At 64.0% G+C, this 26261-nt stretch carries 25 protein-coding genes, 2 tRNA genes and 3 pseudogenes; 6 read left to right on the plus strand and 24 right to left on the minus strand.

What is annotated here, in order from left to right:
• Position 1: 1 nt before the first annotated feature.
• Both ROSELON_RS16470 and ROSELON_RS16475 read left to right on the plus strand, forming a co-directional pair.
• Positions 2-1156, plus strand: coding sequence for a DUF4268 domain-containing protein (locus ROSELON_RS16470; protein WP_025313398.1), 1155 nt, complete (start codon positions 2-4; stop codon positions 1154-1156).
• The gene (locus tag ROSELON_RS16475) at positions 1156-4248 is read left to right on the plus strand and encodes a type I restriction endonuclease subunit R (protein WP_025313399.1); all 3093 of its coding nucleotides are present in this window, start codon (positions 1156-1158) and stop codon (positions 4246-4248) included. Before ROSELON_RS16470 ends, ROSELON_RS16475 begins: the two co-directional genes overlap by 1 nt.
• A 1583-nt stretch (positions 4249-5831) precedes the next feature.
• On the opposite strand, the gene ROSELON_RS16485 is transcribed toward ROSELON_RS16475, so the two are convergent.
• The 4 genes from ROSELON_RS16485 to ROSELON_RS16500 all read right to left on the minus strand — a co-directional run bounded on the left by ROSELON_RS16485 (position 5832) and on the right by ROSELON_RS16500 (position 6941).
• Positions 5832-6050 carry a transposase gene (locus ROSELON_RS16485; RefSeq protein ID WP_025313401.1) on the minus strand — a complete coding sequence of 73 codons (219 nt, stop codon included), beginning with the start codon at positions 6048-6050 and terminating at the stop codon, positions 5832-5834.
• Between the two features lie 125 nt (positions 6051-6175).
• Positions 6176-6370 carry a helix-turn-helix transcriptional regulator gene (locus ROSELON_RS16490; protein ID WP_025313402.1) on the minus strand — a complete coding sequence of 65 codons (195 nt, stop codon included), beginning with the start codon at positions 6368-6370 and terminating at the stop codon, positions 6176-6178.
• A gap of 202 nt (positions 6371-6572) precedes the next feature.
• Positions 6573-6647: transfer RNA gene (locus ROSELON_RS16495), tRNA-Phe, on the minus strand.
• Between the two features lie 111 nt (positions 6648-6758).
• Complete coding sequence (locus ROSELON_RS16500; RefSeq protein ID WP_025313403.1) at positions 6759-6941, minus strand: DNA gyrase inhibitor YacG; 183 nt, start codon at positions 6939-6941, stop codon at positions 6759-6761.
• Between the two features lie 145 nt (positions 6942-7086).
• Here ROSELON_RS16500 and ROSELON_RS16505 point away from each other — a divergent pair, with 145 nt between their 5' ends.
• Positions 7087-8352, plus strand: coding sequence for a lytic murein transglycosylase (locus ROSELON_RS16505; RefSeq protein WP_025313404.1), 1266 nt, complete (start codon positions 7087-7089; stop codon positions 8350-8352).
• Between the two features lie 3 nt (positions 8353-8355).
• Here ROSELON_RS16505 and ROSELON_RS16510 read toward each other — a convergent pair whose 3' ends face one another.
• The 9 genes and pseudogenes from ROSELON_RS16510 to hisD form a co-directional block, all read right to left on the minus strand.
• Positions 8356-9414, minus strand: a complete 1059-nt coding sequence (locus ROSELON_RS16510) for a ribonuclease E/G (protein ID WP_025313405.1) — start codon at positions 9412-9414, stop codon at positions 8356-8358.
• Positions 9411-9987: pseudogene (locus ROSELON_RS16515) on the minus strand (Maf family protein). The gene ROSELON_RS16510 and the pseudogene ROSELON_RS16515 overlap by 4 nt, the downstream one beginning before the upstream one ends.
• A 2-nt stretch (positions 9988-9989) precedes the next feature.
• Positions 9990-10208, minus strand: coding sequence for a translation initiation factor IF-1 (gene infA, locus ROSELON_RS16520; protein WP_011455993.1), 219 nt, complete (start codon positions 10206-10208; stop codon positions 9990-9992).
• 74 nt (positions 10209-10282) lie between these two features.
• Positions 10283-11164, minus strand: coding sequence for a carbon-nitrogen hydrolase family protein (locus ROSELON_RS16525; protein ID WP_025313406.1), 882 nt, complete (start codon positions 11162-11164; stop codon positions 10283-10285).
• A complete protein-coding gene (locus ROSELON_RS16530) occupies positions 11161-11745 on the minus strand; it encodes a GNAT family N-acetyltransferase (RefSeq protein ID WP_025313407.1) in 585 nt (194 codons plus the stop codon). Before ROSELON_RS16530 ends, ROSELON_RS16525 begins: the two co-directional genes overlap by 4 nt.
• Positions 11742-12206 carry a ketosteroid isomerase-related protein gene (locus ROSELON_RS16535; RefSeq protein ID WP_342665340.1) on the minus strand — a complete coding sequence of 155 codons (465 nt, stop codon included), beginning with the start codon at positions 12204-12206 and terminating at the stop codon, positions 11742-11744. The genes ROSELON_RS16530 and ROSELON_RS16535 overlap by 4 nt, the downstream gene beginning before the upstream one ends.
• Positions 12183-12629 (minus strand): annotated as a pseudogene (locus ROSELON_RS16540) (arsenate-mycothiol transferase ArsC); the annotation flags it as partial. The gene ROSELON_RS16535 and the pseudogene ROSELON_RS16540, both read right to left, overlap by 24 nt.
• Positions 12630-12635: 6 nt before the next feature.
• Positions 12636-13112 (minus strand): UPF0262 family protein, encoded by a 477-nt coding sequence (locus ROSELON_RS16545; protein ID WP_025313408.1) that lies wholly within the window; start codon positions 13110-13112, stop codon positions 12636-12638.
• Positions 13113-13134: 22 nt separating this feature from the next.
• Positions 13135-14439: a histidinol dehydrogenase gene (gene hisD, locus ROSELON_RS16550; protein WP_025313409.1), complete on the minus strand. Its 1305-nt coding sequence runs from the start codon at positions 14437-14439 to the stop codon at positions 13135-13137.
• A 192-nt stretch (positions 14440-14631) separates the two neighbouring features.
• On the opposite strand from hisD, the gene ROSELON_RS16555 reads away from it, so the two are divergent.
• Positions 14632-15033, plus strand: a complete 402-nt coding sequence (locus tag ROSELON_RS16555; protein WP_025313410.1) for a c-type cytochrome — start codon at positions 14632-14634, stop codon at positions 15031-15033.
• Positions 15034-15229: 196 nt separating this feature from the next.
• Here ROSELON_RS16555 and ROSELON_RS16560 read toward each other — a convergent pair whose 3' ends face one another.
• Genes ROSELON_RS16560 through ROSELON_RS16570 form a run of 3 tightly spaced genes read right to left on the minus strand, consistent with a single transcriptional unit; the run spans position 15230 to position 17156 of the window.
• Positions 15230-15697 carry a DUF2948 family protein gene (locus ROSELON_RS16560; protein ID WP_025313411.1) on the minus strand — a complete coding sequence of 156 codons (468 nt, stop codon included), beginning with the start codon at positions 15695-15697 and terminating at the stop codon, positions 15230-15232.
• Positions 15690-16961 (minus strand): UDP-N-acetylglucosamine 1-carboxyvinyltransferase, encoded by a 1272-nt coding sequence (gene murA, locus ROSELON_RS16565; protein WP_025313412.1) that lies wholly within the window; start codon positions 16959-16961, stop codon positions 15690-15692. Before murA ends, ROSELON_RS16560 begins: the two co-directional genes overlap by 8 nt.
• Before the next feature lie 15 nt (positions 16962-16976).
• Complete coding sequence (locus tag ROSELON_RS16570; RefSeq protein ID WP_038650540.1) at positions 16977-17156, minus strand: hypothetical protein; 180 nt, start codon at positions 17154-17156, stop codon at positions 16977-16979.
• A gap of 90 nt (positions 17157-17246) precedes the next feature.
• Between ROSELON_RS16570 and ROSELON_RS16575 the strand changes: the two genes are divergently transcribed.
• Together ROSELON_RS16575 and ROSELON_RS16580 are read left to right on the plus strand one after the other, a co-directional pair.
• Positions 17247-17321, plus strand: a tRNA-Thr gene (locus tag ROSELON_RS16575).
• A gap of 173 nt (positions 17322-17494) precedes the next feature.
• On the plus strand, positions 17495-19267 hold the full coding sequence (locus ROSELON_RS16580) for an SLC13 family permease (RefSeq protein WP_025313413.1): 1773 nt from the start codon (positions 17495-17497) through the stop codon (positions 19265-19267).
• Between the two features lie 42 nt (positions 19268-19309).
• Here the strand turns inward: ROSELON_RS16580 and ROSELON_RS16585 are convergent, their stop codons facing one another.
• From ROSELON_RS16585 to ROSELON_RS16615, 8 genes and pseudogenes are all read right to left on the minus strand, one after another.
• Positions 19310-19639 carry a DMT family transporter gene (locus ROSELON_RS16585; protein WP_025313414.1) on the minus strand — a complete coding sequence of 110 codons (330 nt, stop codon included), beginning with the start codon at positions 19637-19639 and terminating at the stop codon, positions 19310-19312.
• A gap of 7 nt (positions 19640-19646) precedes the next feature.
• Positions 19647-20690 carry a heme-dependent oxidative N-demethylase family protein gene (locus tag ROSELON_RS16590; RefSeq protein WP_025313415.1) on the minus strand — a complete coding sequence of 348 codons (1044 nt, stop codon included), beginning with the start codon at positions 20688-20690 and terminating at the stop codon, positions 19647-19649.
• Positions 20691-20704: 14 nt separating this feature from the next.
• Positions 20705-21652 (minus strand): PDR/VanB family oxidoreductase, encoded by a 948-nt coding sequence (locus ROSELON_RS16595; protein WP_025313416.1) that lies wholly within the window; start codon positions 21650-21652, stop codon positions 20705-20707.
• Positions 21649-21978, minus strand: a complete 330-nt coding sequence (locus ROSELON_RS19135) for a dimethylamine monooxygenase subunit DmmA family protein (RefSeq protein WP_342665306.1) — start codon at positions 21976-21978, stop codon at positions 21649-21651. Before ROSELON_RS19135 ends, ROSELON_RS16595 begins: the two co-directional genes overlap by 4 nt.
• A gap of 351 nt (positions 21979-22329) precedes the next feature.
• Positions 22330-23463, minus strand: a complete 1134-nt coding sequence (locus ROSELON_RS16605; protein ID WP_025313417.1) for an aminomethyltransferase family protein — start codon at positions 23461-23463, stop codon at positions 22330-22332.
• Positions 23464-23552: 89 nt separating this feature from the next.
• Positions 23553-23729: a hypothetical protein gene (locus tag ROSELON_RS18305; protein WP_156945974.1), complete on the minus strand. Its 177-nt coding sequence runs from the start codon at positions 23727-23729 to the stop codon at positions 23553-23555.
• Positions 23730-23755: 26 nt separating this feature from the next.
• Positions 23756-25136: pseudogene (locus ROSELON_RS16610) on the minus strand (ammonium transporter).
• Positions 25137-25528: 392 nt separating this feature from the next.
• Positions 25529-26242, minus strand: a complete 714-nt coding sequence (locus ROSELON_RS16615) for a FadR/GntR family transcriptional regulator (RefSeq protein ID WP_025313418.1) — start codon at positions 26240-26242, stop codon at positions 25529-25531.
• Between the last annotated feature and the right edge of the window lie 19 nt (positions 26243-26261).

Here is a 26261-nt window from a genome sequence, read left to right on the forward strand (position 1 = left end):
CATGTTCCAGATTGACCGTTCCGCCAACCGCCTGCGCAAGCTCGAGCGCACCAGCTTCTCCGAGGTCGGGTTCCGAGAGCGGGAGCATCTTCAGGAATGGCTTGCCACCATGCCGGACGCCCTCTGCGAGGCGATGAGCGAGGGTGAGGACGGCCTTCTGATCATCCAGAAGGAGTTCGACGGGTTCGATGGCACCCGGGAGCGGCTGGACCTGCTGGCGCTGGACCGGACCGGGCAGCTTGTCATCATCGAGAACAAGCTGGACGATTCCGGCCGGGATGTCGTCTGGCAGGCCCTGAAATACGCCGCCTATTGCTCGAGTCTGAAGAAGGCTGAGATCGTCGGCATCTTCCAGAAGTATCTCGACCGCCAAGGCGGCGGAGACGCAGCCGGGCTGATCTGCGAGTTCCTTGGTGAGGACACGCTGGACGAGGTCGTCCTGAACGACGGCACCAACCAGCGCGTCGTCTTCATCGCGGCAAATTTCCGGCGTGAGGTGACGGCGACGGTGCTCTGGCTGCGCGAGCACCAGATCGACGCGCGCTGTGTGAAGGTCGTGCCCTACCGGTTCGGCGAGGAGATCTTCGTCGACCTCCAACAGGTGATCCCGACGCCGGAGGCGGCCGATTACATGATCCGGATGGCTCAAAAAGAGAGTGAAGAAAGATCAGCCAGCACCGCACAAGGTCATCGGCACAAGGTCAGGCTCGCATTCTGGCAACAGGCCTTGGAAAAACTCCGAGAAGACGGATCATCAAGGCATCAGAATGTCAGCCCCACTAAGGAGAATTGGCTGAGTGTCGGAACTGGCGTTTCGGGCTGTTCTTACACCTTGGTGCTGTTGAAGAGCCAAGTGCGCGTGGAGGTCACCATCCAGAGAGCGAGCGCCGCAGAAAACAAATGGATCTTCGATCAGTTGTTTGCACAGCGAGAAGTGATTGAGCACGAGTTCGGCGAAAAGCTCGATTGGCATCGCAATGACGATCAGAAGCGATGCCTGATCAACTTGTCGCAGCCCTGGGATGGCTTCGACTCTGAGAACTGGCCTGACATGATCTCTTGGATGAGTGGTCGAGTCAGGCGCCTTGAAGCCGCGTTCGCAGAACCTTTGACGCAATTGAACCAACGCCTGAAGGCAGGCGAGGCAACGATATAATGGCTTGGAACTCGGAATCAGACCTTGAAGACTGGATGATGGGGAAGCTGGCCGGGCTGGGCTATGCTGCAGATTCCGGCGCCGAGATCTCACCCGAGAAGCGCGATCCGGAGCGCCGCAGCTTCCACGAGGCGATCCTGCGGAAGGTCTTCGAGAAGGCGGTGCGGCGCCTCAATCCCGGGCTGCCTGACGGCGCCGTGCAGGAAGTGATGGCCCGTGTGACCGATGAGGTCTTCGCCGGCGACCTGATGGCCGAGAACCGCCGACTGCACGGCCTGATGACGGGCGGCGTCCCGATCACCTACTTCAGCCAGGGAGAGGAGCGCCATGAACGGGCGCGCCTCATCGATTGGGGCGATCAGGACAACGCCTGGCACGCCTTCAACCAGGTCGACATGGTTGGGCGGAACCTGCGCATCCCCGACATCGTGATCTACCTGAATGGTCTGCCCTTGGTCGTGGTGGAGCTGAAGGGCACGGAGGGAGCTGATATCGAGGCGGCCTTCAACCAGATCGAAACCTACAAGGCCGACATCCCGAACCTGTTCCGGACTTCGGTCTTTTCGGTGATCTCCGACGGGTTGAACGCGCGATACGGCACGCTCTCGGCAGGACTGGATCGATTTATGAAATGGCGGACCGTCGATGGCGAGACCATCCTTTCGGAGCGTGAAGGGCTCGCTCTGAACACGCTGACAGAAGGGCTGCTAAACCGGCCTGTTCTTCTCGACATGCTGCGCTGGTTCACCGTGTTCGAGGACGAGGGCAAGGGGCCGATCAAGAAGGCGGCCGGCTATCATCAATTCCACGCAGTCCGGAAGGCCATGGAGTCGATCATCGGTGCGCGCGGTGACAATGGCAAGGGCGGCGTCATCTGGCACACGCAGGGCTCCGGAAAATCGCTCCTGATGACCTTTCTCGCCGGTCGAGCAATGCACCTGCCTGAGCTGGAGAACCCGACTGTCCTGATCCTGACCGACCGCAACGACCTCGACAACCAGTTGTTCGCCACGTTCGGTCGATGCAAGGATCTTCTCGGCGAGATGCCGGTGCAGGCTGACAGCATCCAGGAGTTGAAAACGCTGCTGAACCGGCAGGTCGGCGGCATCGTATTTTCAACGATTCAAAAATTCCGACCGGAGCGCGGTCAAGACTTCCCCGAGCTCACCGATCGCTCCAACGTCATCGTCATGGTCGATGAGGCGCACCGGACACAGTATGGGTTCGAGGCCAGAATGGATCAGAAGACTGGCGAGCTTCGCCATGGGCTGGCCCATCACCTGCGCGCAGCATTGCCGAGGGCGGTCTACGTTGCCTTCACCGGCACGCCGGTGGAATTGGTCGGCGCAAACACGCGGTCGGTGTTCGGCGACTATATCGACGTCTATGATATCGCTCAGGCAGTCGAAGATGGCGCAACGGTTCCGATCTACTACGAGGGACGTGTTGCCCGCGTAGAGATCGCCGACGATCTGCGCGACAGCCTCGACGAGGAATTCGACGAAGCGACCGAGGCGCTGCCCGAAGATGAGGCAGGGGCAGCCGCCAGGAAGTGGTCGCAGATCGAGAAATTGGTTGGCGCTGGTCCGCGCCTTTACGCGGTGGTCGCTGACATCCTCGAGCATTTCGACGCCCGCCTTGAGGCTATTGACGGCAAGGCGATGATCGTCTGCATGAGCCGCCGGATCTGTGTCGAGGTATACGAGCGCATCGTCGCTGCCCGCCCCGATTGGCATTCGGAAACCGACGAGTCCGGCGCGGTGAAGGTCGTCATGACTGGAAACGCCACCGATCCGCCGAATTTCCAACCCCACATTCGCAGCAAGGCGAAGCTGGAAGCCCTCAGAAAGAGATACAAGGACACTGGCGACCCGCTCAAGCTGGTGATTGTCCGTGACATGTGGCTGACCGGCTTCGACGCGCCTTGCATGCACACCCTCTATGTCGACAAGCCCATGAAGGGACACGGATTGATGCAGGCGATCGCGCGGGTGAACCGGGTCTTCGCCGGAAAGCCCGCCGGTCTTGTTGTCGATTATATCGGCCTTGCGGCCGATCTGAAGAAAGCTCTCGCGCATTACTCGCAGGGGGATCAGGCTCAGACGGGCGTCGACGAGCGCGAGGCCGTCTCGGCGTTCCTGAGTGCGTTGGATGTCGCACGTGGCTTGTTCCATGGGTTCGATTATTCCCGGGTCCTCGGCGGCACGGCGGCGGACCGCATCGAAATCCTGCCGGCGGCGGCGGACCATGTTCTCCACCAGGCGCGTGCAGATGGGAAGGAAGGTCACAAGGATTTCGGTAAGCGGTTTTTGGATGCCGTTGCGGCGCTGGCCAAGGCGTTCAAGCTGGCGGCGGGGTCGCCGGAAGCCAAACAGCACGCCGAAGAGGTGGCCTTCTTCCTGGCGGTGAGGTCGGCCCTCCAAAAGCTCGATGTGAAAGGCGGCGGGGGTCGGAATTCCTCACCGGACTTCGCGATCGAGCAACTGCTGAACCGGGCTGTCGCCTCGACCGAGGTCGTGGACATCCTCGAAGCGTGCGGCTTCGACCGCCCCGACATCAGCGTTCTGTCCGAGGAGTTTCTCCTCGAGATACAACACATGCAGCACAAGAACCTTGCCGTGGAAGCCTTGAAGAAGCTTCTGAACGGGGAGATCCAGGCGCGAACGCGGGGCAACGTGGTGCAAAACCAGAAGTTCTCCGAGCGCCTCACAAACGCGATCGCACGGTATCACAACCGCAGCGTCGATGCCCTTCAGGTGATCCAGGAACTCATCGGCATGGCAAAAGACCTGAGCGCCGAGCCCGAGGACGACATGTCGGAGGCGGAACGGAGCTTCTACGACGCCTTGGCGCAAAACGAGAGCGCGGTGGAGGTCATGGACAACGACCAGCTCAAGGTGATCGCGGCCGAGCTCGTCAGGTCTGTCCGGGAGAATTCCGGCGTGGACTGGTGGCAGCGGGATGACGTACGGGCGAAGATGCGCGTCGCCGTGAAACGGATCCTGAGGCGCTACGGTTACCCTCCCGACCTGCAGGCTGAGGCTGTGAAGCTGGTTATCAAGCAAGCCGAGGCAATGGCACGCAGCATGTAGGTGATTTGGGCTGCGCATACTTAGCGGCGTGACTGTTTCACGGAGCACAACTCGGTCGTTCTCACCGGATTTCGTGGTCTTAGGACCACTTGAGGGCAGTGTGACGTATTTCCAACAGACTCGCCGGACGCGCTATTTCTCGAGCATCGATCGATGCGCCGCGGTCGTTGCCGAGTGATTGGCCTTGGACTCGTGCGAGCTCGTCGCGGACCAAGCCGAATCTGTCATGACCCCTCATGGGGGGATGTTGCATGTTCAGCACGGCCGAAGCCGCGACTGTCCTGACCCCTCATGGGGGATGTTGCATGTTCAGCACGGCCAAAGCCGCGACTGTCATGACCCCTCATGGGGGATGTTGCATGTTCAGCACGGCCAAAGCCGCGACTGTCCTGACCCCTCATGGGGGATTTAGCATGTTCAGAACGGCCAAAGCCGCATCTGTCATGACCCCTCATGGGGGATGTAGCATGTTCAGAACGGCCAAAGCCGCGACTGTCCTGACCCCTCATGGGGGAAGTAGCATGTTCAGAACGGCCGAAGCCGCATCTGTCGTGACCCCTCATGGGGGAAGTAGCATGTTCAGAACGGCCGAAGCCGCATCTGTCATGACCCCTCAAGGGGGATTTTGCATGTTCAGAACGGCCGAAGCCGCATCTGTCGTGACCCCTCAAGGGGGATTTTGCATGTTCAGAACGGCCGAAGCCGCATCTGTCGTGACCCCTCATGGGGGATTTTGCATGTTCAGCACGGCCGAAGCCGCATCTGTCGTGACCCCTCATGGGGGATTTTGCATGTTCAGAACGGCCGAAGCCGCATCTGTCATGACCCCTCAAGGGGGTAAGCGAAGCACGAGCGGTTTGATGCGATGCAGATCTGCGAAACATCTTGGCTCGTTGGCCCCGCTACAGGAGAGATGGTTCTCTTCGAACATTCCCAAAATCGAAAAGCCGAAAAAAGTGAAAAAAATGTCCCGCCGCGGATACCTTTGATGTCCTGCCCTCCGCATGACGTCGCCAGTTCCCTGAATGGTACCAGCGCGAACATGCATGGCCTGCATGCATTTAGCCACCTCGACACGGCCTTCCACCGCGCCGGGAACAATCTCGATCCGCTCCATCGGAATTGCGGCCTCCGGGAAAGCCGTCGCCCGCTTGCGTCGCACAAAACCAACCGCGCCTTCACATCATCCGGCGAACGCCGCCGACAGTCCTCGTAGATCACCAATCCCAGTGACCTGAGCAACTACGTCATCGTCTCCATAGAGAGAATCCATCCGTGTAGTCCCACGATAACGGACTCGCAGGACCGAAAAATCACAGGAAGGTGAGGGCTGAACACCGCCCGCGAGACAGACGCGAATGCCAGCCCCGGGACCAATCATGCCGTCTCCACCGTCCGGATCAACCGGATCAGTGCCGCCCCAGCCATGGTAGTGTCGAACCGAAGACATCGCCCGCCTGAGAGGCGAACTGCCACCGGAACAGATCTTACCGACGCAGGTTCGGGCACAACATCACCTGCTGGCCGAAGGTCGAGCGGCACAAAAACTGCGGGCCTGATCCGGAGACCAGAGCCCCTTCCCCTTAGCCTCGTGCCGCCAGGCATACGAAGCTGTCATGCACCTTGGCTGTCGTCGCCTGAAGGCCGTGAACAATACCGGTATACACATCGACGCCCACATGAGCCTTCATGGCGGTGTACCCATTGGTGCCCTTCTTTATGGACGGCGCGTCGATGATCGTAGTACGCACCCGCGTGACCGAGCACAGCGTGATCCCCTTGCCGGCGCGGTGTCCGTTCATCTCGCGAAGGTTTCGTCCGTCAGCCCATGTCGGTCCAGAGGATGGCGGAAGTCGAGGGTAGTCGCCTCTCAATTTGGGGGCGACTCAGACTTTAGCCTGCTTCGGGTTGCATCCGACTGGCTGCATCACTCCGGATACTTCCCTTCGACCACTTTCATGATGAGAGAGTGGCGCCAGCGGCTCGAACGACCTTGTTTCTGCGGTGGCGGAAACGTGCCCCGTTCGATGTCGCGATAGATGCTTGCCTTGGAACGAGCGACAATTTCACAGACCGTCGTGATGGGCAGCAGAACGTCGTGTGGGATTTTTTCGTGACTCATTCTTCTTCTCCAGGTGCTGGACTGGAGGTGAAATGGTGTTGATCGAGTTTCGCCGGAAACGGAGATGTGCCAGTATTCGCGCCTGATGCAATCGATCAAAGGAGGGAAGTCTGTCGTCCCGCTGTCGTCCCACAGCCAAATACAGCGCATTCGCAGCAACCTTACGGGCGCAATAAATCCATATTTCACAGTGGGTTATAAATGGTGCCCGGGGGCGGAATCGAACCACCGACACGAGGATTTTCAATCCACTGCTCTACCCCTGAGCTACCCGGGCACGGGAGAGGCAATCGCGCGACCGCCTTGGGTGAGGCGCGTTCTAGGGCCTTCCTTGCGGGGTGTCCATACCCTCGGGCATGAAAAATCGCCTCTCGCCGGGACCCGCCTTTCAGTGGGGTTTCGACGCGGCGCGGCGCGCCTCTTGCTCGGCGCGCTCTGCGTCCTCCGGGTCTTGCGACGGCACCGCGTAGGAGCCGTTCAGCCAACGCGCCAGATCCACATCCGCGCAGCGTCGCGAACAGAATGGGCGATAGCTTGGCTCTGTGTTCTTGCCGCAGATGGGACAGCTCATCTCGCCCTCCTTTCCGGGGTTGCGCGACCACTCGGCGGCACTATGCCGAACGCACCGCGGGGCCGCAACGGGGGCCAAGGCCACGCTTTACGTCACGGCCACGCGGCGGCTACCAATACCTTGCAACGGTGGGCGGGAGAGACAGATGCTGGTTTCGCGACGGAATGTATTGACGACGGCGGGCGCGGCGGCCCTTGCGGCGACGGGCTGCACACCCGCGCTCGGCCCGAGCGGGGCCGTGGGTGCCGCGGGCCCCAGCGACGATCCGGCCTTTCGCCCGCAACCCAATGCCGCGTATGACGCCTGGGTCGCTGCGTTTCGCCCACGGGCACTGGCCCAAGGCATCAGCGGCGACGCCTTTGACCGGGCCTTTCGGGGGCAGGGCTATCTGCCCGGCGTGATCGAGCGCGATCGCAACCAGACCGAATTCCGCCGCACGACCGAGGATTACCTGGCGCTGGTCGCCTCGGACGCGGATGTCAGCCTCGGCCGTGGCCGCATCCGCCCGCACCGGGCCACGCTCGGGGCGATTGAGGACGCCACGGGTGTCGCCGCCGCGGTCATCGGGGCGATCTGGGGCGTCGAAACGGCGTTTGGCACGCGCCTGGGCGATATTCCCGTGATCTCCGCCACCTCGACCTTGGCGTGGGAGGGGCGGCGCGAGGGCTTTTTCACGGCGCAATTGCTGGACGCCATCCGCATCGTGCAATCGGGCGACACCACACCGGACCGGATGCTGGGGTCCTGGGCCGGGGCCATGGGGCACACGCAGGTCATGCCCTCGGTCTACCAGGAATACGCGGTCGATTTCGACGGGGACGGGCGGCGCGGCATCTGGTCGGCCGATCCGACCGACAGCCTTGCCACCGCGGCCACCTATCTGCAACGCCACGGTTGGCGGCGCGGGCAGCCTTGGGGCATGGAAGTACGCCTGCCAGAGGGGTTCGACACATCGTCCACCGGGCGGCGCAATCGCCGCGCCACCACCGACTGGCAGGCCATGGGGGTCCGGCAGCCAACCGGCGGTTCCCTGCCCGACCACGGTGCGGCCGCCATCCACGCGCCGGGCGGCGCAAATGGTCCTGCCTGGATCCTGTGGCGCAATTTCGATGTGATCCTGCGTTACAACCCCTCGACCAATTACGGCATCGGCGTCGGCTACCTGTCGGACCGGCTGGCAGGAGGCGGACCGCTGTCGCGCAGCTTCGGGCCGGACAGCACCGGGCTGACGCAGGCCGAGCGGCGCGAGGTGCAGCGCTTGCTGACCCGTGCGGGGTTCGATGCCGGCACACCGGACGGGGTGATCGGCCGCGGAACCGAGGCCGCGATCCGCGCCTTTCAACAGGCGCGGGGGCTGCCCGTGACGGGCGAGGCGTCGCCCGACCTGCTGATGGCGCTGCGGCGCGCCTGATCCTCAGCTATGCGCGCCGGGCCACACCTGGGCCAAGGGAAAGCGGTCGCGTTTTCGCTGCACTTCGTAATGGCCCAGCGGCGTCCAGCCGGCCAGCACCGCCTCGGCCCCATCCTGCCGGAATGCGCGGCGCAAGGCGTCCTCGAATACGCGGCGCTCTTTCTTTGGCATCGGCGCGAGGTCGAGCACCACCTGCCCGCCCAAGCCCTTGATCCGCAACGCACCAGGCAGGCTGCGCGCCAGTGCCAGGTTGGCCTTGAGCCCGGCCGAAAGCGACGTATCCCCGCCGGTATTCACGTCAACGGCGACAAGGGCGCGTGTCGGCTCGATAAAGGCAAAGGCATCCCCCGTCAGGCGGAGGCGCGTCGACAAGGCCTCTTCGATCGCGTCCAGCGCGCCCGACGCCTCGAAACAGCCGGGGCGATCCTCGACCTCGTCTGGGGTCGGCTCGGCCCAGTCACGCCAGGCCAGAAGATGCGCGTCGGGGGCATCGACCAGCAGTTCGGCCCGACCGACAGCATCGGCCATCACGGCGGCGGCAAGATCACGCATCGCCGCGATATCCTCGGCCAGCACCTCTTCGGGCTGGTCGCCGGCGGCGCTGCGCAGGATCAGGCCGTGGCCATCGGGCGCGCCCTGCATGGTCGCATGCGCGATTTCCAGCAGGCGGTCGCGCTCGGCCTCGTCCTTGATACGGCGCGAGATATTCAGCCCCGGCGCATCGGGCGTGATGATGGCAAAGCGGCTTTTGAACAGCGGTTTGAGGGTGACCGGCGCGGCTTTGTCCGGCTCGGCCACGCCCGCGACCTGAACCAACAGCGTGGTGCCCGGCGCAAGCCCCTTGGCCGCGCGCAGATACCCCTTTTCGCCATCGCCCAAGGTCAGTGTCAGCCCGCCCTGCCCTTTCATCGGCCGGTCGGCCACCGCGCGGTAGATCGCACCGGGCTGCGGGCCAGCCGTCTCGGGTGGATCGATCAGCAGATCGGCCAGGTGACCATCGACCATCAGGGCCGCCGCCCGGCGACCGGCCACCTGATCGAGGAGAACGACACGCCCTTTCATGCCGCCCCCCAGATGCGCAGGCCAGCCGCCTGCAGCAACTGCGCCGTCTCGGCCATTGGCAGGCCAACGATGGCCGTGTAACTTCCTGAAATCCATGGGATAAACGCCCCGGCCGGCCCCTGGATCGAATAGCCGCCGGCCTTGCCCTGCCAATCGCCTGTCGCGAGGTAGCCGTCGCGTTCGGTCGGGAATAGCGGCTTCATCCGCACGCGCGACTCGACCAGGCGTTCACGGATCGTGTCGCCGGTTTTGACCGCCACGGCCGTGTAGACCCGATGCCGGCGCCCCGACAGAAGATCGAGAAAGCGCCGCGCCTCGGCCTCATCGGCGGGTTTGCCAAGGATGCGCCGCCCCAGAGCCACCGTCGTATCGGCGCAGAGCACAATATCCTCGGGGCCTGCCGCGATGGCAGCCGCCTTGTCACGGGCAATGCGCGCGCAATACGGGCGCGGCAACTCGCCCGGCTGCGGATCCTCGTTGATGGTCGGGGGGGGTGACGGCATCGGGCACAAGGCCCAGAACGCCCAGCAACTCGCGCCGGCGCGGGCTGCCTGACCCGAGGATCAGGCGCACCGTTACTTGAAGCGGTAGTTGATGCGACCCTTGGTCAGGTCGTAGGGGGTCATTTCCACCTGGACCTTGTCGCCTGCCAGAACACGGATGCGGTTCTTGCGCATCTTGCCTGCCGTGTGCGCGATGATCTCATGGCCGTTCTCAAGCTCGACCCGGAACGTCGCGTTCGGCAGGAGTTCCTTCACGACACCAGGGAATTCGAGCATTTCTTCCTTGGCCATGTTCACTCCTTCATTGTCGCACCATGCCGGTGCAGGTAGGCGCTAAATGCGCCTGATCCGCCCGTTTTTCAAGGCTAATCTATGTCGCGGGGCAAAACCTGCGCCCGCGTGGCGCTTTCCGGCCAATGGGCATGGTTCAAGACCGCCCCGTGCGAGCGGACGCGCGCAATCGCCGTTGGATCTACCTCGGCCATGACCCATCCGGGCGCGTTCAGTTCCCCCTCGGCGATCACGCCCGTGGGCGGAAACCCCAGATCCGGCGGCCCGTAGATCGCCGCCGCGCCCACGTTCTCATCGACCGCAGGCGACCAGGCCGCATCGCACACAGTCGGCGCATGCACCACAACGCATTGATTTTCCAAGGCGCGCGCCATCGCCCCCACCCGCACGCGCGAATAGCCGGCCAGGGCATCGGTGCACGAGGGTACGAGCAGGATTTCCGCACCCGCCTCGGCCAATGCGCGCCCCAAAAGCGGGAACTCGGCGTCATAGCAGATCAGGACACCGACACGCCCCAGGCCCGTGTCGAAGACGTGCAAGGGACCGCCCGGCACGACATCCCAGGTTTCGCGTTCGAACCGCGTCATCACCTGTTTGTCCTGATGCCCCAGTTTCCCCGCCGGCCCGCAGAACGTGGCGCGGTTTACCGGGCGCGACCCACCGTCGAAGACCGGCCCCGACGGCGCAAGGATGTGAACGCCATGCTCGCGCGCCAGATCCTCCATCAGCCTGTCGGCGGATCCGGTCCAGCGCGCGGCCGCCGCGAGGCTGGCCTCGAGATCCCCGGCGACATCGGCACCATCGAATGCGGCCAATTCCATGCGACCGTATTCGGGAAACACCAGCAGATCGGCCCCCGCCGCCGCCGCCGCGCCAACCCATTCCCGCGACTTGGCCTCGTAGGCCGCCCAGTCGGCCAGCGCGTCCAGCGGATAGGCTGCAGCCGCGAGTTTCATAGGTGCTTGATCCAGAATTGCAGCGGCTTCTCGGTTTCGGCCTGATCGCCGATATCGCGCCACTGAAACCGCGCGACAACCCCATCAAGCGGCGCATAGCCGCGTTTTCGCCAGAACGGATCGAGGGGGCGATAGCCGGCCGGTCGCGCCGGGTGATCCTGTGGACGGATCACTGAACAAAATGTGGAAAATGTGAAACCGAGGCGCTTTGCATGGGCCTCGCGCCGGTCAAAGAACGCGTGTCCAGCACCCTGCCCGCGAAAGCCCGAAGCAAGAACAGATTCAGCGCAGTAGAAGACTTTATTAAAGTCAATTCTCACAGTTTCGAAGGCCGACGCGAAATCATCCGCATGATCGGATAATGGCATGCCGGTCGAGGCACCCACCATCTCCGACCCGTCAAAGGCGGCGACGACGAGGCTGTCGCCGCGGGCGTAATCGGCCAAATAGGCCCGTTCGTACGCGAGGTCACCGTCATACAGGTAGGGCCAGTCGCGAAACACCGAAATCCGCAGGCGCGCAAGGCTATCCACGACCTGAGTGATCGCGTCACCACGATAGTCGCGGAAGGTCAGGCTCATTCCGAGACCTGCCGCATCCAGTCGGCTAGATTGTAATAGGTGACCACGCGCGTGATCAGCCCACCCTCGACCGAAAAGAACCCGCCGGCCGGCAGGACATAGGTTTGCCCCGTCGCCTCGGGCAGGCCGTCATCCGTCGCCAGATAGGTGCCGTTCACGGTGAACTCGGCGGCGGCGCGCGTGCCATCGGGATGGGCCATCACGAAGACATCCGACAGGCTTTCGCGGTAGCAGCGGGTCATATGGGCGCAGAAGGCACGAAACCTCTCGTGCCCCTCGCGCAGGCCGCCTTCGTTCACATGATGCGCGACATCTGGAGACAGGCAGGCGATCATGCCCTCGACATCCCCCGCGTTGAACGCCGCATAGTAGCGTGTCACCAGGGCCCGCGTGGCCTCCATCGCGTCGCTCATGTTGCGTCCTCTCCGGGTTCCGGAGGGGGGGCCGAACCGGTCCACCATGCGTTTGACGATCATGTCGCGCGCCTGCCGATAAGCCGCAAGCTTTTCCTCGCGGGAATGCCCGAGACCCGAGGGATCCAGGACAGGCCAGTATTCCACATCGAGATGATAACTGCTGGTCAGTTCCAACGCGCGCCGTTGGCTGGCGGGCGACAGCGACACGATCAGGTCAAAGCCCGAGATATCGTCGCCCCATTCCTGCATATCGTCGAAGCTGCGCACGCGGTGGCGCTGCAACTCCACACCGATCTCGGAGCAGACGGCCACGGCAAAGCCGTCGATCTCCAACTCGTTCATCACGCCGGCCGATTGCACGTAAGCCCGGTGGCCGTAGAATTTCTTCATGATCCCCTCGGCCATGGGTGACCGAATGGAGTTGTGGTCGCAGCAGAACAGTACCGACTGGGGGAAGTTCTGCGACACGGCCCGTCAGCCCCCGAAATGCAGCACGCAAATCAGCGTGAACAGCCGCCTTGAGGTGTCGATATCCACATCCGCCTTGCCCTCGAGCCGTTCCTGCAGGATGCGCGCGCCTTCGTTGTGAATTCCGCGGCGGGCCATGTCGATGGCCTCGATCTGGCTGGGCGGCAGCTTTTTCACCGCATCGTAATAGCTTTCGCAGATTTGCCAGTAATCCTTGACCACCTGGCGAAAGGGCGACAGCGACAGATGGAACTCGGCGGCATCCGCGCCCTCGTCGGTATCGACATCGAACACCAGCCGCTTTTCGCGGATCGCAAGGGTCACGCGGTACGGGCCGTCCGCGGCATCGCTCCCGTCCCGCGGCGGAATGGTGAACCTGTTCTCCTCCAGCAGGTCGAAGATGGCGACCTTGCGTTCCTGCTCGATCTCGGGCGTGGGGGCGGGCATGCCCGCCGTGTCGATTTCAATGTGGCAGATGCTCATGCCCTCTCCCCCTGCTGCGCCCTCATTCGCGGTTCAGCCGATCCAGCCGCGCGCGGACGGACAGGCCGTGCGCCTCGAGGCTTTCCGAGATTGCCAGTGTTTCGGCCGCAGGTCCAATGGCACGCAGGGCCGCAGGCGTCATCTGCGCCAGGGTCGAGCGCTTCATGAAATCGAGCACGGACAGGCCCGAGGAAAAGCGGGCCGAGCGCGCGGTGGGCAGCACGTGGTTGGGGCCGCCTATGTAATCGCCGATCGCCTCGGGCGTCCATTGCCCCAGGAAGATCGCGCCAGCATGGGTGATCTTGCCCAACAACGCCTCGGTATCCGCGACGCACAGCTCAAGGTGTTCGGGCGCCACGCGGTTGGAAAATTCTGCCGCCTCGGTCAGGTCGCGGACGGTGATCACCGCGCCATAATCACGCCAACTGGGCCCGGCGATGTGCCGCCGCTCCAGCGTTTCGAGCCGCGCCTCGACGGCGCGCGCCACCGCCTCGCCAAACGCCGCGTCATCGGTGATGAGAATGGACTGCGCCACCTCGTCATGTTCGGCCTGGCTGAGAAGGTCGAGCGCCACCCAATCCGGGTCGTTCTCGGCATCGGCGATCACCAGGATCTCGGACGGCCCCGCGATCATGTCGATCCCGACCTTACCGAAAACCCGGCGCTTGGCTGCCGCGACAAAGGCATTGCCGGGGCCCGTGATCTTGTCGACGGGCGCGATGGTTTCGGTGCCATAGGCCATCGCCGCCACGGCCTGTGCGCCCCCGATGCGATAGATCGTGTCGATGCCCGACAGCTTCGCCGCCAGCAGGACCAGCGGGTTGGCCGTGCCATCCGGCGTGGGCGCGCAGATCACAAGGCGCTCGACCCCCGCCACCTGCGCGGGGATCGCGTTCATCAGGACCGACGAGGGGTAGCTGGCAAGCCCGCCCGGCACATAAAGCCCCGCCGCGCCCACGGCGGTCCAGCGCCAGCCGAGTTCCACGCCCTCGGGGTCGGTCCAACGTGCATCCTCGGGGCGCTGGCGGACATGGTAGGCGCGGATACGCTCGGCGGCCAGTTCCAGCGCGTCCCGCTCCGCCGCGGGGACGGTGGCGATGGCGGCGTCGATCTCCTGGGGTGAAAACGCAAGCGTGTCCGGCGTCAGTGTCAAACGATCGAATTTTTCCGTCAGCTCGATAACCGCCGCATCGCCGCGGTCACGCACATCCGCGATGATCCCGGCGACGATATCGTCGACCTCGGGCGCATCTTCACGCTTCATGTTGAGCAGCGCGGCAAAGCGCGCGTCGAAATCGGCGTCTCTGCTGTCGAGAAACTGGGGCATCGTCCTCTCCTTCTGGCCGTGCCCCGTCTAGCGCCTCTCGGCGACAGGGTGAAGCGGTGATCGTGTAGCACCCGCGCCGCGTTGACTCATATCAATTACAACAATTTCCATACGCGATAATATCTGCTTGGTCCCGGCCTTGCCTGGATCATGCGCGCGAGGGACGCGCATTCATTGACGGAGGAGGATCCAATGAAGCACGCAGTACTCAGCAGTATCGTGACGGTCGGCATCGCCCTTGGCGGGGCGGCGTTTGCCCAATCCGATGCGGGTGCCCAGGAATACGTTCAAGCCTGCGCAAGCTGCCACGGGGTGGCCGGGCATGGCGATGGGCCGCTCGCCGAGTTCATGACGGTCGAAGTCCCGGACCTGACCCAGATCGCGATCAACAATGACGGCGTGTTCCCGATGCTTCAGGTGATCCAGATCATCGACGGGCGGACCGGGGTGCGCGGTCACGGGTTCCCGATGCCCATCTGGGGCGATCGGTTCGAGGCGCAGATGCCCGATGACATGGGCACCTACGCCACCGAGTTGATGGTCCGCGGCCGGGTTCTGGCACTGGCCACCCATCTCGAGGCCATTCAGGAGTGATCCTGCCAACCGATTGATCCTGTCAGGTGGCCCGCGACTTGGGCCACCTGACGCCATTGTTGATCCGCTTGTCGCGAGGTCCGCGCAACGATCAGGGCATCAGGGCGCAAAACGCCCCGTATCTGTGACGGCCGCCGGCCACGACGTTAGGCTGCACTTGGTCCAAGGCGGTCTTTGCCCCAAGGGGCAGCAACACTCACTCTGGATGTCCCGGAACCTTGCCCGACGGCGCGACATAGGGCCGGGTCACGTCGCGCAACGTCACCTCCAGCGCTTCGACGTCCAAGGCCACCGCGCCATCGCCGGCAAAGACCAGCGTCACACGTCCGGCGCCATCCTCGGCCGGAGCCCATTCGATCGCCAGCAACGACAAGACGATATCCCGATCGGCCCGATCGATCCCCTGGCTCGAGACGCGCTGCACATCCTCGATCGCCAGAACGCTCTGGACCCGTTCGGGCGGGCTGTGGCGGCCGGCGTCCTCCCATCGAAACCGATTGAGCAACAGGGCAAAGCGGCGTCGGGGCCGGTCCCAGGTCATCTCGACGACGGGCAGGACCGCGTCCTGTGTCAGGCTCGAGATGACCTCGAGATCGCCGGCATCGAGCGCGCGCAGGGCGACGGGCCGGTCTGCACCGTCTTCGAACCGGGCGTCTTCAACCATCGTCCTTGACCCTTTTGATCTTTGCCCCAACGGCGGACAGCTTTTCCTCGACCCGTTCGTATCCGCGATCGAGATGATAGACGCGGCTGACCACCGTTTCACCCTCTGCCGCCAGGCCGGCCAGGATCAAGCTGACCGAGGCGCGCAGATCGGTCGCCATGACCGGCGCGCCCTTGAGACGGGAGACGCCGGTGACCGTCGCCGTGCCGCCATGCACGTCGATCCTGGCGCCCATGCGGATCAGTTCGGGCGCGTGCATGAAGCGGTTTTCAAAGATCCGCTCCTCAAGCACGCTGACCCCGTCGGCCAGGCACAGCAGCGCCATCATCTGCGCCTGCAGGTCGGTCGGGAAGCCGGGGAAGGGCTCGGTCACGACATCGACGGCGCGGATACGGCCCTCGCCGCGTGACACGCGCAAACCGCGCGGCGTCTCCTCGACCTCGGTCCCGGTCGCGCGCAGCTTGTCCACGAAGGCGGCGACCAGGTCGATCCGCCCGCCGGGCAGATCGACCGCCCCGCCCGCGATGGCCGGGACCAGCATGTAGGTCCCCAGTTCGATCCGGTCTAGCACCACCGGATGCGTGGCACCATGCAGACGGTCGACCCCCTCGATCACGATGTCCGAGGTCCCCTCGCCCTCGATCTGTGCGCCCATCTTGCGCAGGCATTGGGCCAGATCGACGATCTCCGGCTCTCGCGCGGCGTTTTTCAGAACCGTCGTGCCCTTGGCCAGGGTGGCCGCCATCAGCGCGTTTTCCGTGGCCCCGACCGAGACCAGCGGAAACTCGAACACCGCCCCCTTGAGCCCGCCCTTGACCTGCGCATGGACATACCCGTCCCGCAATTCCAGATCGGCCCCCATCGCCTCGAGCGCCTTGAGATGCAGATCGACGGGGCGCGCGCCGATGGAACACCCGCCCGGCAGGCTGACGACGGCCCGGCCATCGCGCGCCAGCATCGGCCCGAGCACCAGGATCGAGGCGCGCATCTTGCGCACGATGTCGTAATCGGCGGTGTGATTGTCGAGACTATGTGACGACAGCGTCAAGACCTGGCCGTCATTGAGCGGCTGCACCTCGGCACCCAGCGATTGCAGCAGCGTCGACATGGTGCGGATGTCCGACAGCCGCGGCGCATTGGTCAGCGTCAGCGGTTCCTCGCTGAGCAGCGTGGCGGGCATGAGCGTCAGGCAGGCATTCTTTGCGCCCGCGATGGGGATTTCCCCATGCAAGGGGCCTGCCCCCTCGACGATGATTCTGTCCACGGCTCTGCCCTTTCCTCAATCCTGTTGCGGCTCCGCACCGTCATTGTCGGTCGCGGGCCCGGCCCGTTTGCGGGCCTGTGCCTTGCGTCTCGCCAGATTGGCCTTGAGGGCCGCCTTGAGCCGCGCCTCTCGATCCCCGGCCTGTCGGGCCGCGCCCGATTTGGCGGGCTGGTCTGCCTTGCGTCGCATCGTCATGGGGCGGGGTTTACCGCGCTCGGCGAAAGGCGTCCAGATTGCCCTTGCATCGTCCGGTCGAAGCGTCTAGAGGACCGCCCACATGATGTCGCCGCAGTAGCTCAGTGGTAGAGCGCACCCTTGGTAAGGGTGAGGTCGGGAGTTCAATCCTCCCCTGCGGCACCACCGCCCTCTCGGCTTTCGACATGCAATGCGGTCTTGATGCCGCCGACGGCGGCTTTCGGTCAACGGGCGCGGCGCAATTGCCTTGGCCTAATGCCGCGCATCGCCCGGTCATGCCCCTCTTGCGCAGTAAAACGCCCCTTCTTCGCGGCAATCCCGGCTGCTAGCCTGCGCGCATGCTGGACGATCGCACCCTGATTTCCGGGCTTTTTGTCGGGTTCTTCCTCCTCCTGCTATGGGGGCGTATCCGCTATGACCTCGTGGCTTTTGGCACATTGGTCCTTGCCGCTGTTCTGGGGCTTGTGCCCTATGACGGGCTGTTTGCCGGGTTCGGGCATCCGGCGGTCGCCATCATCGCGCTGGTGCTTATCATCAGCCGCGGGCTTTCTTCCTCTGGGGCCGTGGAACTGGTTGCAGCGCGCCTGATCGACCCGGAACGCCCGGTGCCGCTGCATATCTCGGTCATTTCCGGCATCGGGGCGATCCTGTCGGCGGTCATCAACAACGTCGCGGCCCTGGCCGTGTTGATGCCGCTGGACATGGACGCGGCCAGAACGGCCAAGCGCGCCGCCGGCAAGACCCTGATGCCGCTGTCCTTCGCCACGATCCTGGGGGGCATGATCACGCTGATCGGGACGCCGCCCAACATCGTGATCTCGGAGTATCGCACGGACGCTTTGGGCGAACCCTTCTCGATGTTCGACTTCACGCCCGTGGGCCTGACGGTGGCCTGTGTGGGCATCCTTTTCTTGTCGGTCATCGGGTGGCGGCTGCTGCCGGCGCGCCTGCAGGATGAAACCCCGGAGGAGGTCGCGCGCGGACGCTACATCGCCGAATTGCGCGTCGGCGATCAGGACCCCGAGCAACCCGTCCTCGTGCGCGATCTCGACCAGCAGGCCAACGCCGCCGACGTCCACATCATCGGCCTGATCCGAAACGGGTCGCGGCGGCCCGGCCTGGCGCGGCGCGAGACCATCCGGGGCGGCGATTTCCTCGTGGTCGAGGGCGACCCAAAGGCGATCGAGGCGTTCATGGGCAAGGCGGCGTTGGAGTTTGCCGGCGCCGAGAAGCACGAAGGCGGCCTGACCAGCAAGGGGCTGACGCTGAGCGAGGCCATCGTGCCCGACGGCGCGCGCATACAAGGCCGGACCGCGCGCCAATTGCACCTGTTGAACCGGCATTCGGTCACGCTGCTGGGTGTCGCGCGCGAGGGGCGGAGGTTCCGCGATCGGGTCCGCCTGCTGGCGATCCGGGCCGGTGATGTCCTGCTTTTGCTGGGGACACCGGAACGGGTTGCCGATGCCATCGAGTGGATGGGCGTTCTGCCGATCGAGGGGCGCAGGACCGATGTGATCCAACGCCACAAGGCCGCGGCAACGATCGCGATTTTCCTCTGTGCGGTGCTATTGGCCGTTCTGGGGCTGCTGCCCCTGCTGGTCGCGCTGGCCCTTGCCGTGATCGGGTTCATCGGACTGGGTCTGATCAGCGGGCGCGAGGTCTATGCCTCGGTGGAATGGAAGGTCATCGTGCTGCTTGGCAGCCTGATCCCCCTGACCGCGGCCTTTGAACGAACCGGCGGGGCCGAGTTTCTGGCCAACCAGATCATCGCCGCGATGCAAGGCTACCCGGAATGGGCAATGCTGACCGTCTTGATGATCGTCACCATGACCATGTCCGATTTCCTCAACAACGTGGCCACCACGCTGATCGCCGCGCCGGTCGGCCTGTCGCTTGCGGCCGAGACGGGCACGAACCCCGACACCTATCTGATGGCCGTGGCTGTGGCGGCCTCTTGTGCCTTTCTCACACCGATCGGGCATCAGAACAACACAATCATCCTGGGGCCGGGCGGTTACCGCTTTGCCGATTACTGGCGCATCGGGCTGCCGCTCGAGATCATCGTGATCGCCGTCTCCATCCCCATGCTGCTGATCGTCTGGCCCCTGTAGAAGCAGCCAGACGGCCCGAAGGCGGGCCGCACCATCGGGCGATCAGGCGACAGGCCCTTGGGTAGACAGTTTCATCAGCGCCATGCCCAGCACGATCAGGGCGGCGGCGGCGATGCGCATCGGGTTCAGCGCCTCGCCATAAAGGATGATGCCCGCGATAAAGGCCCCGACCGCGCCGATGCCCACCCAGACCATGTAGGCGGTTCCCAGCGGCAAGCTGCGCATCGCGATGGACAAGAGCCCGAACGACCCGAGCATGGTCACGATGGTGATCACGCTGGGCCAAAGCCGGGTGAAGCCGTCGGATTGTTTCATCGCCGTGGCCCAGACGATTTCCAGCAGGCCCGCGACCGTCACCAATATCCATGCCATGTGTTGATCAATCCTCTGGAAAGATGCCGGGCGAGGTGGGCGCGCCATCGTCGAATTGCGACAGGTGGTTCACGATCACGTCGCGGTTGACGGCAAAGCCCTTGTAATCGGCCAGATCGGGGTCGATGTCGCGCAGCACGCGGTGCAGGCGGCGGGCCCATTTCGGCTGCGTGACCAGATCGTCGAGGCTGGCAAGGTAGCAACGGATCGGAAAGGCCAGCGCGTGCGAGCGCGGCAGGCGGAAAAAGGTCTGCAACTCGACCCGCAAGAATTGCTTGTGGCCCACGTTCTCGGGCGTGATCGTCCGTTTTTCCGGGCCCCATTTGTGATAGTTCTCGGGCGAGGTATCGAGGCGCGGGTTCACCGTCATGGTCCAGTTGAGGCGGCGGTAATGCTGCCCCTGCCCGACGGCGAGCAGGAATTTCAACGCCTTGTCGAAGACCCCCATCTGGCGCGCCTTGGGCACCGGCGCGTGCCATTCGAAGAAGTTCATGCCGACATCGAAATCCAGCGACCAGTCGGCCTGCGAGGTGACCATGCCCGCATCCATCCACAGGTTGCCATCTCGTTCATGCAGCAGCGCGAAATCGCCCTGTGTCTGGCGGGTGATGTATTCCATCGGCCCGTAGGGCAGCGTCGCGGCATCAAGAAAGATAAAGCGCTTGTCGATGCCCATGGGCCTGTTGATCCAGTGCCAGTCGTTGCCGGCGCGGGTCAGCGAAAACAGGTCGGGATAATCCCGTGCCTTGCTGACCATGATCAGCTCCAGCAGATCCCAGCCCGCCAGTTCCATATGCGGCAGCGACTGGCAGCGCAGCGGGTCTTCGGCCAGCGTGATCTCGCGGTCGCGCATCTCGGCGACGTAATGCTCGTCGACATCGAACATATGCTCGAACGGGCTGCCTTTCGGGCCGCCGGGGTGCTGCTCGATATTGACGGAATAGGCGTAGCTGTCGCGATCGAAGGGGAAGGGAAAGCGCCGGATCGCCTCGGGGGAATTGCGATAGGTGTAATCGCCGCGAAAGGTCTCGTCGTTGAATTGCATCGTCATGGTCGGGGTCCTCTCTACAGGTCGAGTTCCAGCCGCGTTCCCGTGAACCGCGACATGCAGGGCATGATTTTCGTTTGCGCCGCGCGTTCATCCGCGCTGAGCCAGTGATCGTTGTGTTCGATTTGGCCATCGCAGGCCGTGACCGCCGTTTCGCAGCGCCCGCAGGCGCCGCCACGGCAGGAATAGTCGATCTCGACCCCGGCCTGTTCCAGCGCTTCCAGCAGGCTTTGGTCGGCCTTGACCGCGACGGTCTGGCCGGTCGAGGCGATGGTGACCTCGAACGGCTCGCCCGGCGGCGGGGCAGTGAAGGCCTCGGAATGAACGGCGCTTGTCGGCCAGCCAAGGCGCGCGGCCTGGTCGGCCACGGCAGCGATCAGCCCCTCGGGGCCGCAGGTATAGACATGTGTGCCAAGCGGGTGCCCATCGAGGATGGCACCAAGGTCCATCCGATTGCCTTCCTCGGAAATGTGAACATGGATATGCGCGGCTTGCGGCAGCAGCGCGATGCCCGCCGCCTCGGCGCGGGACCGGGCAGCGTAGTGCAACTCATAGGGTTGCTGTGCGCGGTCCAACTGGCGCAGTTGCGACAGAAACGGCGTGATGCCGATGCCGCCGCCGATGAGCACATGCTTGCGCGCCCGCAGGTCCAGCTGGAACAGGTTCGCGGGCACAGAGACAGTGATCGTGTCGCCCTCGGCCACGGCGGTATGCATGTGGCGCGAGCCGCCGCGCCCTGTATCCTCGCGCCGCACAGCGATTTCATAGCCGGACGGGTCATAAGGGTCGGAGATCAGCGAATAGGAGTTGCGGCGGATCGTGTCACCATCGGGCATCTCGACGGTGATATGCGCGCCACCCGAGAAGACAGGCAGCGGCGCGCCGGTCGGGTCCTCGAAGCGGAAGCGCTTGACCAGAGGCGTCAGCTCTTCGACGGCGGTCACCTTGAGGGCAAGTTTGCTCATGGGCGGATCTCCTCGGTGGCGGGGATGTCGCCGGGCGTTTCGGCATCGACGCAGACGCCCTGAAACGCGCCAAGGCGACGCGAGAAATGATCGCGGACGAACAGCGTCAGGCCGCAATGGGAACAGGTGAAGGGATCGGTCGTGACCCCGTCGGTGATGCCCTTGCAATGCACACATTGCATGCGCCGTGCGATCGAGCCGCGATGCTCCATCTGGATGTCTTCCAGAGCCAAGCCGGATGCCAGCGCCATGGCCGAGATATGGCCCATAAGCCCCTCGGACCCGGCCAGAAACATCTGCGTGCCCATCCGCGCCTGCGACAGCACCTGCGGACGATGGGGGTCGCCGTGTCGAGATCGGGCACGGTCTGCATGGCGGCGGGCGACAGGGCGGCCATCGCCGCGCCGGTTTCGGCCGCGACGCCGACAAGGACCACATGCGACTTGGCCATCGCCGTGGCATCGGCCGTTGCGAGGTCGGTCAGCGCCGCGGCCCCGGCCTCGTCCGCGACCATGATCGCGGGGGCACCGGAACGCGGGGCAAGCCCGGCATAGGTCGGGCGACTGTCGATGGACGGGGAAAAGACGGTGTTGGGCATGATCGGGCCTCGGTCTTGCGGATGTCTGGATCGGCGGGAAGTGGATGTGTCCCCTCCCCGCCCGTGTCGCGTCAGGGCCTCAGCCCTTGGCCGTGCGGCGCTTTTTCTCGACGTCGTAGAACGGCATCGGGTGCGCGATGGCGGGCACCTCGGCCTCGCCGATCTTGACGGTCAGGGGCGTGCCCTCGACCGCGCAATCGACGGGCATGCGGGCGATGCCCACGTTGTGCGCGTTCAGGGGCGAATACATGCCGATGGTCACCACCCCGACCGCGACCCCGTCTTTCATGAGCGGCGCGCCCTCGGGGGCGGGATCCGTGCCCTCAAGCTTCACGCCGAAGATCTTGAAGCGTTCCTTGCCCTTGAGGCGATAGTGTTCCTCTGCCCCGCGAAACCCGGTCTTGCCAGGCGAGACCGTGAAATCGAGGCCCAGTTCCCACAGCGTGTCGCCCGGCCCCTCGTCGTCGAACGGGTACATCTCGGAATTGTCGTAGGGAAAGAACAGCAGGTAGCTTTCGGCGCGCAGCCAGTCGAGCGTGGTAAAGCGCGTGGGAATGATGCCCATCTCGGCCCCCTCGGCCACGATCGTGTCCCAGATCTCGGGCGCGTCCTGTCGGCGGCAGAAAATCTCGTAGCCGCGTTCGCCCGTGTAGCCGGTGCGCGAGATCATGACGGGCTTGCCGAACAGCGTGGTCTGGATGTGGCTGAAATAAACCACCTCGCGGATGCCGGGGACTTGCTTTTCAAGGAAATCGACGGCCAGCGGCCCTTGCAGCGAAATATCGTGCAGATCGTCGTCAAACATCATCGTGACGTTGCGGCCAGCGGCGTACATCGACAGTTGCTCGTGACCCGCGCCCGAGCCATGAACCACCATGAAGCTGTGCGGCCCCATGCGGTAGATGACGCAGTCGTCCACGAACTTGCCCTGGTCATTCAGCATCGTGGCATATGTCGAGCGGCCGGGCTTCAGTTTCTCGATGTTGCGGGTGGTGGCCTTGTCGATGACGTATTGGGCGTGCGGCCCGTTCAGGTGGACCTTTTTCAGGCCCGAGACATCCATCACGCCGGCCTTGGTGCGGATCGCGAGGTATTCCTCGGTCTGGTCCTTGTCATAGCTCCAGGCGGTGCCCATTCCGCTCCAGTCTTCCAGGTCGGAGCCGAGGGCGCGGTGACGGTCGGCCAACGCCGAAAATCTCCAGGATGCGATCATGTCTGTATGTCCTCAGGGTCTTTGTGCGATTGGGCTGTGGGGTGGGGTGCCCCGGCGGCAGGTAAGGCCGCCGGGGGCGTGCGATGGGGTCAGCTGTCGGGTTTGGTGGCCGCGTAGGCGTGTTCCTCGTGACGCCAGCCAAAGACGATGGCGGTCACGATCATGGCGAGGATGGCAATCAGCCAGAGGCCTTCGACCGATCCGTAGCCTGCGTAGATGGCACCGCCGATACCGTCCCAGCTTCTTGCTTCAAAAGGGGCTTCCATGGTGGTTTCCTTTCCGTTTCAGGGGGTTATTCCGCCGGGCTGACCGAGGGGTGCAGCGCCTCGGGGTAGGCCGATGCCGGCACCTTGACCTTGTCGAGGCCCATGACCTCGGCGCTTTCGGGGACACGCAGCTGGCCCGTCACCTTCAGGAGGAAGGAGATCACGTAACCGGGAACGAACCCGAGCAGACCCATGACCGTGGCGCCGACAAGCTGGCCGACAAAGGTGATAGTGACGACATCCTCGCCGAACAGCGCAGGGTAGCCCTGGGCCGCGATGCCCACCGCGATCAGGCCCCACATGCCGAGGAAGCCATGCACCGCAAAGGCGCCCACGGCATCGTCGATGCCCATCTTCTCGACGAAGGAGGCGACGAAGGGCATGGCGCTGGCGCCGATGAAGGCGATGGCGAAGGCCATGGGCGGGTACCACAGGTCGAGACCCGCCGCGCAGGAGATGATGCCGCCAAGCGCGCCGGACATCATCCAGAACGGATCGCGCGTGACCATCCAGGCCCCGATGATGCCGCCGGCAAAACCCATCAGCGTGTTGAAGGTCATGCCCGAGATCGTCATGGGCGTGCCGTAGATCGTGGTTTCGATCGACGCGCTCCAGGACCAGGCCTCGCCCGGCACGATCACGCAGCCCATGAGAAAGCCCCAGAAGCCCGCGATGATCAGCATCAGGCCGATCAGGGTCATCGGCATCGAATGGCCGGCGATATGGTTGGCGCTGCCATCCGCGTTGAACTTGCCCACCCGCGGCCCGAGGTTGATCAGGACGCCGAGGGCAAAGAATCCGGCGATCATGTGCACGACCCCGGCCGCGCCGAAGTCGTGATAGCCAAACTGCGTGACAAGCCAGCCATCGGCATGCCAGCCCCAGGCGGCGGCGAGGATCCAGACAAACGCCCCCAGCGCGATGGACAGCACGACAAAGCCCGTCAGCTTGATGCGTTCGATGACGCTACCCGACAGGATCGGAGGCGGTGGTGGCCGCAAACAGCACGAAGGCGCCCCAGAACACGCCCGAGGCGCGATCATCGAGGTTGGGCCCCATGAACTCGCTCCAGGGCAGGGCCACGGCATTGGCATAGGCGAGGCCGGAAATGCCCATCGCGCCCTCGGACAGGGTAAAGCCCGTGGGGAAGGCCCAATAGATCCACCAACCGACGAAATAAAAAAAGGGCACGATCATCGCGATGGCGAGGATGTTCTTGATGCCCGAGGACAGCGCGTTCTTGGAGCGCGAGGCCCCCATCTCGTAGGCGAGGAACCCGGCATGGATCAACACCATCAGCGGGATCGTCAGATAATAGAAGGTTTCCGAGAACGTGCCGTTCGTCGCGGCGATGCTCCCTTGCAGTTCGGCCACGGCGGCAGCCAAGGTCTCGAGTTCCTGTTCCACGTCCGTCTCCTTGTTTTGAGAGCCTTCGGCGGGTCACGCGCCGAATTTTGGTTGGGACCAATCCTGTCAACTGGCTCAATTGGTGTCTCAACGAGGCGCAAGAGATCACCTTTGGTCAAAGTTTTTTCCTGATGGGAATTTCTTCGAGGCCCTGATCTGACCCGCTGTGGCGTAATGAATGGCGCTACGCACAGCCCGAGATCAATTTCTGAGCAGAGTTGGACTCATTCCAAACCTGCCAAAACCCTCCGCGAATGCAGCCCCGCACCGGATCGGCCGCAGCCCACCCGTCGGACGGCGCCTCGGCCGACGGGGATTCGCGAACGCCCCGACCTGACATGGCGTGGGTTGGGTTTTGACCAGGCGGTCAGATTGGTTGCACCAATCCTGCGTCAGTCTTCCTGCAACAGGAGACGTTGATCTTCGATCAAGGCAAGCTTCATGAACTCGCTGGCCTCTTCGATATCGCGCGCGGTGATCGCGTTGAACAGGCCGTTATAGCCGCGTTGGTAGATCGCGATCCGCGCCGGTGTCAGATGGCGCCGATACATGGCCGTACGAAACGATTGGCGCCGGGCATCCAGCACCAGGTTGTAGCAGGCCAACAGCAGGGGATTGCCCGTGCCTTCGGCCAACAGGCGATGAAACTCTTCTTCCAGTCGGACAAAGGCGGTCGCGTCGGTCTGGACAGCTTCCATCCTCGACAGAACCACGGACAGGGCCTCGATCTGGCGGGGCGTCATGTTCACGATCGCAAGGCGCACCATTTCCGGCTCGAGGATGCCGCGCACCACCTGCAATTGCAGGGGCCCCGTATCCAGCGCAACAGGCGCCAGCGCAGCGTCCTGTCCCTCCGGGTCATAGGTGACGAAAGACCCGGATCCGGCCCGGCGGCGGATCAAGCCACGGCTTTCCAATTGGTCCAATGCCTCGCGCACCGTGTTGCGCGCCACGCCCAGATCCTGCGCCAGTTGCCGTTCCGACGGTAAACGCTCTTCCGAGGCGTATTCCTGCGTCACGATGCGGGTGCTCAGCGTCTCGTACACGTATTTGACGGTTGCGCCGGGGAACGGGGCGGCGCCGCGCGCCGGGTTGGTCTTGGGCAAGGTCGGTTTCCCTTTGGGC

It is taken from the genome of Roseibacterium elongatum DSM 19469 (assembly GCF_000590925.1).
GTDB classification, from domain to species: domain Bacteria; phylum Pseudomonadota; class Alphaproteobacteria; order Rhodobacterales; family Rhodobacteraceae; genus Roseibacterium; species Roseibacterium elongatum.

What these genes read in the sequence shown, in the direction of transcription:
- ROSELON_RS16470 (WP_025313398.1), top strand. Translation starts at nt 2, where the DNA reads ATGTTCCAGATTGACCGTTCCGCCAACCGCCTGCGCAAGCTCGAGCGC.
- ROSELON_RS16475 (WP_025313399.1), top strand. Translation starts at nt 1,156, where the DNA reads ATGGCTTGGAACTCGGAATCAGACCTTGAAGACTGGATGATGGGGAAG.
- ROSELON_RS16485 (WP_025313401.1), bottom strand. Translation starts at nt 6,050, where the DNA reads ATGAACGGACACCGCGCCGGCAAGGGGATCACGCTGTGCTCGGTCACG.
- ROSELON_RS16490 (WP_025313402.1), bottom strand. Translation starts at nt 6,370, where the DNA reads ATGAGTCACGAAAAAATCCCACACGACGTTCTGCTGCCCATCACGACG.
- ROSELON_RS16500 (WP_025313403.1), bottom strand. Translation starts at nt 6,941, where the DNA reads ATGAGCTGTCCCATCTGCGGCAAGAACACAGAGCCAAGCTATCGCCCA.
- ROSELON_RS16505 (WP_025313404.1), top strand. Translation starts at nt 7,087, where the DNA reads ATGCTGGTTTCGCGACGGAATGTATTGACGACGGCGGGCGCGGCGGCC.
- ROSELON_RS16510 (WP_025313405.1), bottom strand. Translation starts at nt 9,414, where the DNA reads ATGAAAGGGCGTGTCGTTCTCCTCGATCAGGTGGCCGGTCGCCGGGCG.
- infA (WP_011455993.1), bottom strand. Translation starts at nt 10,208, where the DNA reads ATGGCCAAGGAAGAAATGCTCGAATTCCCTGGTGTCGTGAAGGAACTC.
- ROSELON_RS16525 (WP_025313406.1), bottom strand. Translation starts at nt 11,164, where the DNA reads ATGAAACTCGCGGCTGCAGCCTATCCGCTGGACGCGCTGGCCGACTGG.
- ROSELON_RS16530 (WP_025313407.1), bottom strand. Translation starts at nt 11,745, where the DNA reads ATGAGCCTGACCTTCCGCGACTATCGTGGTGACGCGATCACTCAGGTC.
- ROSELON_RS16535 (WP_342665340.1), bottom strand. Translation starts at nt 12,206, where the DNA reads ATGGTGGACCGGTTCGGCCCCCCCTCCGGAACCCGGAGAGGACGCAAC.
- ROSELON_RS16545 (WP_025313408.1), bottom strand. Translation starts at nt 13,112, where the DNA reads ATGAGCATCTGCCACATTGAAATCGACACGGCGGGCATGCCCGCCCCC.
- hisD (WP_025313409.1), bottom strand. Translation starts at nt 14,439, where the DNA reads ATGCCCCAGTTTCTCGACAGCAGAGACGCCGATTTCGACGCGCGCTTT.
- ROSELON_RS16555 (WP_025313410.1), top strand. Translation starts at nt 14,632, where the DNA reads ATGAAGCACGCAGTACTCAGCAGTATCGTGACGGTCGGCATCGCCCTT.
- ROSELON_RS16560 (WP_025313411.1), bottom strand. Translation starts at nt 15,697, where the DNA reads ATGGTTGAAGACGCCCGGTTCGAAGACGGTGCAGACCGGCCCGTCGCC.
- ROSELON_RS16570 (WP_038650540.1), bottom strand. Translation starts at nt 17,156, where the DNA reads ATGACGATGCGACGCAAGGCAGACCAGCCCGCCAAATCGGGCGCGGCC.
- ROSELON_RS16580 (WP_025313413.1), top strand. Translation starts at nt 17,495, where the DNA reads ATGCTGGACGATCGCACCCTGATTTCCGGGCTTTTTGTCGGGTTCTTC.
- ROSELON_RS16585 (WP_025313414.1), bottom strand. Translation starts at nt 19,639, where the DNA reads ATGGCATGGATATTGGTGACGGTCGCGGGCCTGCTGGAAATCGTCTGG.
- ROSELON_RS16590 (WP_025313415.1), bottom strand. Translation starts at nt 20,690, where the DNA reads ATGACGATGCAATTCAACGACGAGACCTTTCGCGGCGATTACACCTAT.
- ROSELON_RS16595 (WP_025313416.1), bottom strand. Translation starts at nt 21,652, where the DNA reads ATGAGCAAACTTGCCCTCAAGGTGACCGCCGTCGAAGAGCTGACGCCT.
- ROSELON_RS16605 (WP_025313417.1), bottom strand. Translation starts at nt 23,463, where the DNA reads ATGATCGCATCCTGGAGATTTTCGGCGTTGGCCGACCGTCACCGCGCC.
- ROSELON_RS18305 (WP_156945974.1), bottom strand. Translation starts at nt 23,729, where the DNA reads ATGGAAGCCCCTTTTGAAGCAAGAAGCTGGGACGGTATCGGCGGTGCC.